The sequence below is a fragment of the Georgenia phoenicis genome (assembly GCF_047302425.1).
Lineage (GTDB): Bacteria > Actinomycetota > Actinomycetes > Actinomycetales > Actinomycetaceae > Oceanitalea.
The window spans coordinates 820,358-831,726 of the sequence record NZ_CP154855.1; the positions used below are offsets into that span (position 1 = coordinate 820,358).

An 11,369-nucleotide genomic window follows, 5' to 3' on the forward strand; every position below is an offset into this window, starting at 1 on the left:
TCATGCATCGCCTTCCGGGTGTGGGGCCGCGCTGGTGGCGGCCCGCCGTGTTAGTGGTCAGGGAGTTGGCAGGGTGAGGACCTCGTGGACGGCGCTCGCGGCCGCACCGGCGAACTGACCTCCGCCCACGACGTGCAGCCGGTCGCCGATGACACCGGCCGCTGCGCCGTGCCGGGCGGTCGGCACCCGGCGCAACGAGCTCCACTCGTCGGTCGTCGGGTCGTAGACCTCGACCGCGTCGAAGGGCAGCCCGTCCGGGCGGGCCTCGCCGCCGACCGCGACGACCAGGCCGTCGAGGACGCCGGTGGCCATGGTGCGCCGCGCCGTCGGCATCGAGGCCCGCGCGACCCAGCCACCGGGCGTCAGGGCCTCGACAGAGGCCAGCGTCGCTGCCGGGGTCTGCCCGTTCGCGAGACGGGTGCGGCCACCGAGGACGTAGAGGACACCGTCGACGACGGCGGAGCCCGGGTTGTCCCGCGGCGTGCTGAGGGACGGTGCCGCGTGCCAGGTGCGGCTCGCGAGGTCGAGCCGCTCGACGACGGCCGTCGAGGCGCCGTCACCGGTCATGCCACCGGCCACGTACACCTGCCCGCCGACCACCTGGGCCGTCGCGCCGCCGCGGGCGGTGGGCATGGAGGGCAGCGCGGACCACGTGTCGGTCGCCGGGTCGTAGGACCACGCGGTGGCGACCGCGCCGGAGAACGGGGCGGTGGAGCCGCCGAGCACGAGTAGCCGGCCCTGGGCGGTGGTCACCGCGGGGTTCTCCACGCCCGGCCCGGGGAGGTCCGCGACCCGCGTCCAGGCGTCGTCAGGGGCGTCGTACCGGTACACGCGGGTGGAGTGGCCGTCGGCGTTCTTGCCGCCGACGACGTAGAGCGAGTCGCCGATCGCGGTGCCGCCGGCGTCGAGGAGGTCGACGGGCAGCGGTGCCTCCTGCTCCCAGCAGCCGATGTCCCGTGGGGTGAGGAAGGTGATCTGCCCCCCGGAGCCGGCGAACTCACCGACGACGACTCGCCCGTCGGGCGCCTGGGTGATGGGCAGCGGGTCGGTGAAGCCGCCGACGATGCTGCGCGTCCCCACGACGGAGCGGCCGTCGGCGGACAGGGTGACGGCGGTGATGTCGTCGCCCACGGAGTAGTTCGTGATGAGGAGGTCGTGGTCGAGGGCCCCGCAGAAGGCGTCGCCGCTGAACTCGACGATCCCGTTGGCCGAGCGGTTGGCGCCCAGGTCCCCGATCGGCGGGGTCCAGGTCGGCAGCGGGTCGACGCCCTGGTAGCTGCCGGACTTGAAGACGCACTCGCCGCGGGTGGGGTTGGGGTGGCCGTAGTAGCGGCCCTCCTCGAGGAGGTTGAGGACGTCGTTCTGGTTCCCGGGGTTGTTCCCACCCTGGGTCCACGGGCGCGTGTCGCCGAACCCGGTGCACGGCGCCTGCGGGGAGGGCGGGTAGCTGCCGACGACGCCGAGGCCGTTGTCGGGCCCGTAGAGCCGGCCGTTGGAGTGCTCGACGAAGTCGTAGGTGTTGCGCAGGCCCGAGGCGAAGACCTCGACGTCGCAGTCCCCGGACCGGTAGATGTCGGTGGGGTGGGCGCAGTCGCCGTCGAAGCCGGGAACCTTGACGTCGGCGACCAGGAGCGCGGCGGACAGCGGCTGCTCGCCGCGGTCGCCGAACTCGGTGTTCGCGGTGTTGGGGGCCCCGGCCCCGGTGTTGCCGCCCTGGGCGATGTAGAGGCGGCCGTCGCTGCCGAAGTGGATCGCGTTCGTGCCGTGGTTGGCGATCGAGCGGGGGAGCCCGGTGATGACGTCGCTCCGGTAGGCGAGGCCGGGGCCCGACAGGCGCGAGACGATGCTCGAGTCGGCCTCGCCGGCGTCGGCGGAGGGCGAGGAGTGGCCGGCCCACACGATGACGTTGCTCGGGGTGGACGCCGGGTCGATCGTCAGGCCCAGCGCGAGGCGGGTGCCGAGGGTCGAGACGACCTGCGTGCTGCTCACCGTGCCGTCGGCCGCGAAGGACAGGATGTAGATCTTGCCGAACATCGACTGGACGTAGAGCTTGCCGTCCGGGCCGAAGGCCATCGAGGTGGGGAAGGGGACGGGCACGGAGTACCGCTCGAAGGGGTAGTCGGCGACGTCCGCCGGGTCGTGCTCACCGGTGACGGAGAACTGCGAGAAGCGGAAGTCGACGGGGTCCGGCGCGCTGCGGCTGCTCGCGAAGACACCGCCGAAGCTCCGGGTGCCGATGAGCGGGTCGATGCCGGCGGCGTCGAAGCTGAAGAACTCACCGGGCACGTCGAAGCTCCGCAGGGCGGACTGCCCGCCGTCCCCGACCCGGTAGTAGCCCGTCGCCTGACGGGTGGCGGGGTCGACGCGGATCGACAGCTCGACGGGCACGTCGCTGGGGATCGTGAGGTAGGGGGAGTTGCGCCGGGCGACCTCGACCCCGCCCACCTCGAGGACGTGCTCCACCCGCCAGCCGCTGGGCGTGTGGACGAGGGCGACGCGGTCGACGTGGTCCTGGTCGTAGCCGAACCAGATGCCGGCCTGCTCGTACTTCCCCGTCGCGGGGGGCGGGCCGGTGATCGTCGCGGTGATGACGGTGGTGTCGGTGGGCCCGTCGAAGCCCACGCCGAGCGCGTTGTCGAGGGTGTTCTCCTTGACCGAGCCAGGGGCGCCGGTGATGTCGAGGGTCCCCTCGCCGAGGTCGACCCGCAGCCGGTCACGCTGGTACTCCGCGTCGTCGGGCCGGGGCAGCAGCGTGGTGAAACCGGTGCCGACCCCGGCGGTGTCGATGATGCCCTTGGCCTCGTAGCGGAAGCCGAGGTTGTAGGGGGTGTCGACCTTGATGAGCTCGCAGGCGACGGGCGCGCAGCCGCCCGGGTCGCCGACGACGAGTGTCACCGGCAGGACCGCCGTGAAGGCGCCGGGCGCGGTGGCGACGACCTCCCCCTGCCACACCCCGGCCGACAGGCCGGCGGGGTTGACGAGGAGGTCGACGGTCGACGGGGTGGTCTCCTGGCTCGTCGTCACGCTGAGCCAGGGCGCGGTGCTCGCGAGCTGGGCGACGGTGCCGGGCGTCGTCGCCTCGAGCGTGACCTGGCGCTGGCGCACCTGCCCGCCCTCGGCGGCGGTCACCTCGAGCGCCGCTGGCGTCCACGTGAGCGCGTTGGTGTCGTTGACCGACGTGAAGGAGGTGTCGAGGACGTGGGTGACGCCGTGGGAGGTGAGGATCTCGACGGTGACGGTGTGCTCGCCGTCGGGGACGAGGGAGGTGTCGAAGGGGGCGGCCGCGTGGGCGACCGACCCGGGCGCCATGTCGAAGGGGGCGGCGGAGTCCGTGCGGAGCGGCGCCCCGGTGCGCTGCGGATCGTCTAACCACCACGAGGTCGAGGAGACGCCGTCGGTCTGCGCGAGGAAGACGTAGATGTCCCCGCTGACCGTCCGCCCGCCGAGCGGCTCGGGCGAACGCCGCTTCGGGTCCGCTCCGGTGACGACCTGGAAGAGCGAGGTCTCCTGGATGGTGAGGGTGACGGGGACGGCGACGTCGGGCAGCCCCGGTGAGGAGAGCACGAGCTCACCGGCGTGCGTCCCGGGCGGCAGGCCGGCGGGGGAGGCGGACACCGTGAGCTGTGTGGGGGCGGCTGCCGCCGTGGGGTCGGCCGACAGCCAGGGGACCGAGGCCGACACGGTGAAGGGCAGGGCGGAGCCGTCGCTCGAGGAGACGACGAGCGGCGCGGTCGTCGGCCCGCCGTCGGCGAGAGCCGTGACCGAGACGGCACCGGGGTCGACGACGAGACCGGGCGCGGCGTCGACGAGGAAGGAGACGGTGAGGACCGCCGAGACGGCGCCGTCGGCGGTTGCCGTGACGCGCCCGGTGTGGGTGCCGCCCGCGAGCCCGGTCGGGTCGACCGTCACCTCGACGGTGGCAGGCAGGGCCACCGGGCCGGGGGCGACCGTGAGCCAGGGGGCGTCGCTCGCGAGCGTGGCGGCGGTCCCCGGCTCGGCTGCCGAGAGGGCGACGGTGCGGGTCTGCGGTGTCTCTGCCGCCTCCACGACGAGCGAGGCCGGCTCCCAGACGAGGGCGTTGGAGCCGTTGCTCGTCTCGAAGGTGGCCGTCGATACGTGCTGGGCACCGCCCGGCGTCGTCACGCGCACGGTGATCGTGTGCTCGCCGTCGGCCAGGGTCGTCGTGTCGAGCGGTGCGGCCCGGTGGGTGACGGAGCCGGGGGCGAAGTCGTAGGGAGCTGTCGAGTCGGTCCGCAGCGGGGCGCCGCCCATGAGCGGGTCGTCGAGCCACCAGGACGTCGAGGCCACGCCCTCCGCCGGTGCGAGGAAGGGGTAGATGCTCCCCGAGACCTCGGCACCGTCGAGCGGCGTCGGGCTGCCTCGTCTCGAGTCGAGGCTGTGGACGACCGTGAAGCCCTCGAGCGGGGCGGCGGAGACGGTGAGCGTGACCGCGACCGTGGTGCTCGGCAGGTCGGGGCTGGTGAGGGTGACCTCCGCCGTGTGGGAGCCGACCGGCAGGTCGGCGGGCGCACCCAGGGCGAGAGTGGCCGGTGTCGTGCCGCTCGCCGGTGCGACGGTGAGCCAGTCGGCCGAGCTCGTCGCGGTGAAGGCGCGGGCGGCGCCGTCGGACGTGCCGACGTCGACGCTCGCGCCTGCTGCCGGCCCGCCGGACGTCGCCGCCAGCTCCACCGTGGAGGTGGAGGTCGTCAGCAGGGCGGCGACGTCGTTGTCCGTCACGAAGGTCGCCTCGCGTGTCACCACCCCGCCGGCGGTGGTGACGTGCGCGGTGATCCTGTGCTCGCCGTCGGGCAGCGTGGCGGTGTCCAGCGGGCCGGAGGCGTGGGCGGTCGAGCCCGGTGCATAGTCGAAGGGCGCGGTCGTGTCGGTGCGCACGGGCTCGCCCGCGGCGGCCGGGTCGTCCAGCCACCATCTCACCGCGCTGACGCCGCCGTCCCCGGTGAGGAAGGGGTGGATGACGCCGTCGACCGTCGCGCCGTCGAGCAGCGTGGGCGCCTTGCGCTTGCGGTCGAGGCTGAAGGAGATCTGCGGGTCGTCGGCGGAGGCGGCCGGCAGAGCCCCGAGGAGGCTCGCGAGCAGGCTGAGGACGACGACGGCGGCCCAGCTGCGGGCCCTGGTGCGGGTCATGACGAACGCTCCCGTTGATCTGCGGACGCGGTGGAGGCCGCGCCCGTCGTGCGAGGCGGGCCGGGCTGCCGGTCCGGGAGTCGGCTGCTCTCGTCCCGCAGCCACACCGTGCTGCCCCGGGCCACGGCCCAGCGGGCGCGGGTGCGCGCGAGCAGGGCGGTGCCGAGGAAGACGGCGACGGCGGGCAGCAGTCGCGGCTCGTGACGGGTGAGCGACACGAGCGTGGTGAGGCCGCCCCCTGCGGGCCGCAGCGGGGGAGCCGCAGCGTCGCGGGCCAGGCGCCGGTTGCCGGTCATCGCCCGTACCCGCCGGCGCAGGAGGTCGCGGTAGGTGCGCGGGCCACGGATGAGCACCCCGGCCCCCGCGACGACGCGCAGCTCCTCGGGGGCGAAGCTCATCGCCGCCACGAGGTCGTCCGCCATGGTCTCGGGCCAGCCCGCCAGGCGGCGGTGGCCGGCCTCGTCGACGCCGATCACCCCGCGCCCGTACAGCTCGCGCCGCACGCCGGGCAGTCGGGCCCAGACGGAGTAGTACGCGCGTACCAGCCAACCTGCGCCGGTGAGGTCGAGGCGGCGCTCGGGCCCCACCGCGTGGACGCCGGGCTCGCGCAGCGCGTCGACCAGCAGGCGCAGGTCCGCAGCTCCGAGGACGACGTCCGCGTCGACGTAGAACCGCGGGAAGCCCGAGGCGTGACGGTCCCCGAGCGCCAGGGCGCGCATCTTCGAGGCGACCGGCGTCTCGACCACGCGCACCCCGGGCACCTCCCGGGCCACGGCCGCGGTCCGGTCCGAGCACCCGTTGGCCACGACGACGACGTCGGTCTCACCGTCCGCCAGCGCGTGGAGCAGTGCGCCGACCACGGACTCCTCGTCGTGCGCCGGGACGACGACGGACGCGACGGCGTCCCCCGCCCGCGGTGCGGGGGAGCCGAGGCGGTCAGTACGCGCCATTGCCGCTCAGCACGGCGTGCGCCGTGCGCCACAGGATGAGGACGTCCATGCGGACCGACCAGTTGTCCGCGTAGCGCAGGTCGAGGCGCACCGACTGCTCGACCGACAGGTTGGAGCGGCCGCTGACCTGCCACAGCCCGGTGAGGCCCGGCTTGACCCGGAGGCGGTGGAGGACGTCGCCGGTGAACCGGGCGACCTCGGACTGCAGCGCAGGACGGGGGCCGACCAGCGACATGTCGCCGCGCACGACGTTCCACAGCTGGGGCAGCTCGTCGATCGACAGCCGCCGCAGCACCCTGCCCACGCGGGTCACCCGCGGGTCCTCCCGCAGCTTGAACAGCATGCCGTTGCCCTCGTTGCGGTCGACGAGCTCGGCCAGCCGGGCCTCGGCGTCGGTGTACATCGAGCGGAGCTTGTACATCGTGAAGGGACGGCCGTCGAGGCCGACGCGGGTCTGGGCGAAGAACGCCGGCCCGGGCGAGGTCAGGCGCACCGCGACGGCCGCGGGGACGATGACGAGCAGCGCGCCGAGGAGGAGCGCGCTGCCCACCACGCGGTCGAAGACGGCCTTGGACCACAGCGAGGGGCGCGGGGTCGTGAGTGCCACCCCGAGCAGGGGCGTGCCGCCGAGCGACTCGAGGCGCAGCCGCCGGGGGAGCACCTCGGTGATCGAGGGCAGGACGAGCAGCTCCGCGCCCAGCGGGGCGAGCTGCCAGCCCAGACGGCGCAGGTCCGCGGCTTCCATCGCCCCGCCGGAGACGACGACGGCGTCGATGTCGAGCGTCCGGACGAGCTCGGGGATGTCGGCGTAGCGCCCCAGCACGGGGCTGCGACCACCGACGTCGTCGGTCGTCGGCGTGCACACCCCGACGACGACGAGGCCGTGCGAGGGCGCCTCGTCGAGCACGTCGAAGAGGTGGTCCAGCCCGCCCACCGGGCCGACGACGAGCGAGCGCCGCAGGAAGACGCCACGCGTGCGCAGCCGGTGGAGCACTGGGCGGGCCAGGAGGCGGGCGAGCGCGGCGAGCGCGAGCGTCAGGGCCAGCGCCTCGACGAACAGGGCGGGCGGCACCTGGGCGACGCCGAGGTAGTGGACGACGAGCGAGGCGACCGCGAGCACCCCCGCCGCCCGCATGAGGCTGACGAGGTCCTGGGCGCTCGAGGTCGTCGAGCTCGCGCGGTACCCGCGGCACGCCGCCACGGTGAGGACGAAGCCGGCCCCGGCCGCGACGGAGAGGGCGGCCACCATGGCCGCGCCGTGCTGCTCGCGCACGCTGAGCGCCACGACGAGCGCGGCGAGTACGAGGTCGGCCACGGCGAGGGCGACGAGGTAGCGCGCCACCGCGCTGCGCCACGGCAGGCCCGACCTGGCTGCCCGGAGCGGCTCCCCCGCGGCCCCGGGGGAGGGGACGACCTGGTCGTCGTCGTGGTAGCGGTCGGTGCGCAGAGTCATCGTGGCCACCGCACAGGGTGAGGGAGGCCGGCGTGGAGGCGGGCCGGAGAGAAGGTGGGGGTGCTGGGAGGGGTGTTCACGTGAGACTCTCGCCCTCCATCGCTCGTCGTGGTCAGAGCCGGTCGGGCGGGACGCCGTTGGCTCGCCCGAGCAGCCGTCCCAACATGTCACGGGGCGCTCGGGCCGTTAAGGGTGACCGGCGGATGACGCCACGGGGATGAGGTGCGCCAGGAGGGTGAGGCCCGCGCCGGCCCCGGCTGACCGGCACCGGCGCTCACCCCGAGGCTCACCCCGCCCGTCGGGGAGGTATCAGCTCGTCGTCACCCGCCGGGCCACGCCGGGAGGACGGGAGCGGGTGCTGTGCTAGTCCCGTGCCGGGCGCAGCTCGCAAGTGGGCGACGCCCGCATGGCTCGGCCCTGTCGCTGGCACCGCCCGGTCAGCGACGGGCTGGGGGCCGCCCACGGGTCGAGACGGACCGACGCCCGTGATCGGCAGGGCCGTCCAGGCCCGACCGGGTGGTCGACGGGTGGGGACGTCAGTCCCCACCCGTCCCACCTCGACAACGTTCAACGGAGGCCACAGTGGATGTCTGGCGGATCACGGTGGCGACGCTGCGCCGGTGGTACATCTTTCTCCCGCTCCTCGCCCTCACGGCGGGAGCGGTCTATGTCGTCGGGGCCGGGGTGCAGCCGGAGTACGAGGTGTCGGGCACCGCGCTCATCACGCCGGGCAGTGCGCCGGCCCCGGTCCCCAACCCGTACGGCAACGAGGCGCAGGCCAACGCCGCCGTCGCGATCGTCCTCAACAGCGGGGAGATGCGGGCACGGGCGCAGGAGGAGGGGCTGCTGCCCGCCTACGAGGTGGCCAGCCAGTCGCGCAGCACGATCATGAACGTGACGGTGCGCGGCGGGGACGCCGAGCAGGCGGCGGCCACCGCCCACTTCGTCTTCGAGCTGGCCGTCGAGGAGCTCGAGACCCGCCAGTCGCAGGCGGGCATCCCGCCGGCCGCGCAGTACGGGCTCGACATCCTCGCGGCACCGTCCCTCCTTGCCGTCGCCTACGACGGCAAGCTCCAGGTGCAGGCGGTCACCGGGCTCCTCGGCGCGAGTGCGGCTCTCGTCGTCGCGGTGCTCTTCGACGACATCGTCGGCCTCTTCCGTCGCCGCCGGGCCAGGAAGCGGGCCAGTGCGGCCGAGCGGGAGGAGCTCGCGGCGCTGCCCGACTGGCCCGACGACGACGTCGAGCCGGGCTCCGACCAGCGCCGGTCCCGCGACCCCGCGCACGCGTGAGCACGAGCCGGACGCGAGGGGACCTCGACTTCGAGCCGGTCCTCCTGCGCCGTGCTGCTCCCACGAGGCCGTGGGAGCCGGTGCTGCTGCGCCGGCACCGGATCAGCGCCCTCGCCCTCCTCATCACCTTCCTCGCGCTGCAGTTCCTCATCCCCGCGCGGCTCGTCATCGGGGGACTGGGGGCGGTGGGGCGGCCCTCCGTCGCGGTCGGCATCCTCCTCGCCTTCCTGTGGTGCGTCTCGATGCGTCGGCCGCACCGGCTGCCGGCGGGCCGGCAGCCGGTGCGCTGGCTGCTGGGCGGGTACCTCGCCGTCCAGCTCGTCGGGTACGCCGTCGGCTACGACCGCCTCCTGCCGCAGATCGAGGCGAACAGCGCCGACCGCTGGCTCATCCTCAACGTCGCGATGGTCGGTGTGGCGCTCGCGGTCGCCGACGGGCTCGTCACCCGCCGGCAGCTGGACACGCTGCTGCGCACCCTCGTCGGCCTGTCCGCCGTCATGGCGACCGTCGGCATCCTCCAGTTCTTCCGGATCGTCGACCTCACCCGGTACATCCGGGTGCCGGGACTTCGGCACAACTCCGACCTCATCGGGGTCAGCGCGCGTGGCGACGGCGACTTCGCCCGGGTGGCCGGCACGGCCAACCACTACATCGAGTTCGGCGTCGTCCTCGGTCTCGTCCTGCCTCTCGCGCTCCACTACGCCTTCTTCGCGCGGCCCGGCCGCGCCCGCGCGGCGCACTGGGTGTGCGTCGGCCTCATCGCCTCGGCGATCCCGCTGTCGATCTCCCGTTCGGCCATGCTCACGGTCGCCGTGACGATGGGTCTCCTCGCGGTGGTGTGGCCCTGGCGCCGGCGCTACAACGTCCTCGTCGTGGCCGTGGCCGGTACCGCGGCCTTCCACGTCGTCAACCGGGGCGTGCTCGGCACCATCCGGGCACTGTTCACCAACATGGACAACGACCCGAGCGTCCAGAACCGCATCGCCGACCAGGGCTTCGTCCGGCGGCTCTTCGAGGAGCGGCCGTGGCTCGGGCGCGGCGCCGGGACGGTCATCCCCGAGCGGTACATCCTCCTGGACAACCAGCTCTACGGGACCCTGCTCGCCGGCGGGGTGCTCGGCCTGGCGGCGCTGCTCGCCCTCTTCGTCGTCCCCTACGCGCTGGCCCGCAGCGTCCGGCTGCGCGGCAGCAGCGAGGAGACCCGCCACCTCGGGCAGGCGCTCGCGGTCGTCATGCCCGGTGGGCTGCTCGCCAGCGCGACCTTCGACTCCTTCAGCTTCGCCACCTTCGTCGGTGTCACGGTCGTCGTCGTCGGCGCCATCGGAGCGCTGTGGCGCCTCGAGGGGATCAGCCCCCGGATGCCCCTGCGGGCCGCCGAGCCGGGCGACACCGTCGTGACGACACCGCTCACCGCGAACCTGCGCCAGCGCCTGCGCCCCGACGGCGCCTGAGGCGGTCGCGTACCGCGAGCTCGGTGGTCACCCACGCGGCGACGTAGCGGTGGTAGACCTCCCCGACGAGGAAGGCGGCCCGCGCCCGGGGGCCGACGAGCTGCTGCGCCGCCCGGGCCCGCCGCACCGCGCCGAGCGGGGGGACGAGTGAGCGCAGCGCCGGCCAGGGGGCGGGGGCGTCGTGGCCGTCGAGCACGTCGCGCTCGTGTCGGCCGGCGATGACCCGCCGCAGCTTCGTCCGCAGCGCGGAGTAGGAGTCGCGGGCCGGGTGGTGCACGACGGCGTCGGCGCAGTAGACGGTGCGCAGACCCAGCCGGTTGGCGCGCTGCGCCCACTCGACGTCGGCACCCGAGTACAGCTCGGAGCGGAACGGGCCGGCGGCGTCGAAGGCCGCGCGGGTCGTGCACATGTTCGCGGTGACCGAGGCGCCGCTGCGGGCCACGTAGGTCTCCTGCGGGAAGGCGTGGACGAGCTCGTAGGCCTCCACCGGGTGGGGGCGCGACGCGTCGCGCGCGTAGACGGCGACCCGCCCCGCGACGATGTCGGCCCCCTTGGTCAGGGCACGGACCGCGTGCTCGAGCCAGCCCTCCTCGGGCAGGCAGTCGGAGTCGGTGAACGCGAGCACCTCGCCGGTGCTCACGAGCACCGCCGCGTTCCGGGCGGTGTACGAGCCGCCCGCGGGCTCCGCGACGTACCGGACGCCGGGACGTGCGGCGACGACCTCCCGCACGGCGGGGTCGTCCCCGTTGTCGGCCACGACCACCTCGATGAGCTCGCCCGGGTAGCTCTGCCGGGCCAGCGCGTCCAGGCAGGCCGACAACCGGGGGTCGTCCCGGACGGGGACGACCACCGACACCCGCGGCCGTGCGTGCACCCCCACATTGTGTGGCACCGGGGAGGTGCTCCGTGGGGCTTCACGCGACCCGTCCCGGGGGCCGGGTCACCCGCGAGGAGCCGCTTCGGCGTCGTAGCGCGGCTCGGCGGAAATGTGACCGACGCCACTCACCCCCGGCGCGTTCGTAATCACCCATCGATCGTCCGACGGCGCCGGTCACCGCCGACCTCGCCGGTGGTGGGCTG

At 74.4% G+C, this 11,369-nt stretch carries 6 protein-coding genes; 2 read left to right on the forward strand and 4 right to left on the reverse strand.

Features of this window, described 5'->3' with window-relative positions; all coding sequences use genetic code 11:
- Positions 1 to 57 precede the first annotated feature (57 nt).
- Genes AA0005_RS04120 through AA0005_RS04130 form a run of 3 tightly spaced genes read right to left on the reverse strand, consistent with a single transcriptional unit; the run spans position 58 to position 7,548 of the window.
- Positions 58 to 5,145 (reverse strand): kelch repeat-containing protein, encoded by a 5,088-nt coding sequence (locus tag AA0005_RS04120; protein WP_413452146.1) that lies wholly within the window; start codon positions 5,143 to 5,145, stop codon positions 58 to 60.
- Positions 5,142 to 6,095 (reverse strand): glycosyltransferase, encoded by a 954-nt coding sequence (locus AA0005_RS04125; protein ID WP_413452147.1) that lies wholly within the window; start codon positions 6,093 to 6,095, stop codon positions 5,142 to 5,144. The genes AA0005_RS04120 and AA0005_RS04125 overlap by 4 nt, the downstream gene beginning before the upstream one ends.
- Positions 6,082 to 7,548 carry a sugar transferase gene (locus AA0005_RS04130; protein ID WP_413452148.1) on the reverse strand — a complete coding sequence of 489 codons (1,467 nt, stop codon included), beginning with the start codon at positions 7,546 to 7,548 and terminating at the stop codon, positions 6,082 to 6,084. Before AA0005_RS04130 ends, AA0005_RS04125 begins: the two co-directional genes overlap by 14 nt.
- 582 nt (positions 7,549 to 8,130) lie before the next feature.
- Between AA0005_RS04130 and AA0005_RS04135 the strand changes: the two genes are divergently transcribed.
- Together AA0005_RS04135 and AA0005_RS04140 are read left to right on the forward strand one after the other, a co-directional pair.
- Positions 8,131 to 8,838, forward strand: a complete 708-nt coding sequence (locus AA0005_RS04135; protein WP_413452149.1) for a hypothetical protein — start codon at positions 8,131 to 8,133, stop codon at positions 8,836 to 8,838.
- Complete coding sequence (locus AA0005_RS04140) at positions 8,835 to 10,289, forward strand: O-antigen ligase family protein (RefSeq protein WP_413452150.1); 1,455 nt, start codon at positions 8,835 to 8,837, stop codon at positions 10,287 to 10,289. Before AA0005_RS04135 ends, AA0005_RS04140 begins: the two co-directional genes overlap by 4 nt.
- Here AA0005_RS04140 and AA0005_RS04145 read toward each other — a convergent pair.
- Positions 10,246 to 11,163 (reverse strand): glycosyltransferase, encoded by a 918-nt coding sequence (locus AA0005_RS04145; RefSeq protein WP_413452151.1) that lies wholly within the window; start codon positions 11,161 to 11,163, stop codon positions 10,246 to 10,248. The two genes, AA0005_RS04140 and AA0005_RS04145, sit on opposite strands and share 44 nt — an antisense overlap.
- Between the last annotated feature and the right edge of the window lie 206 nt (positions 11,164 to 11,369).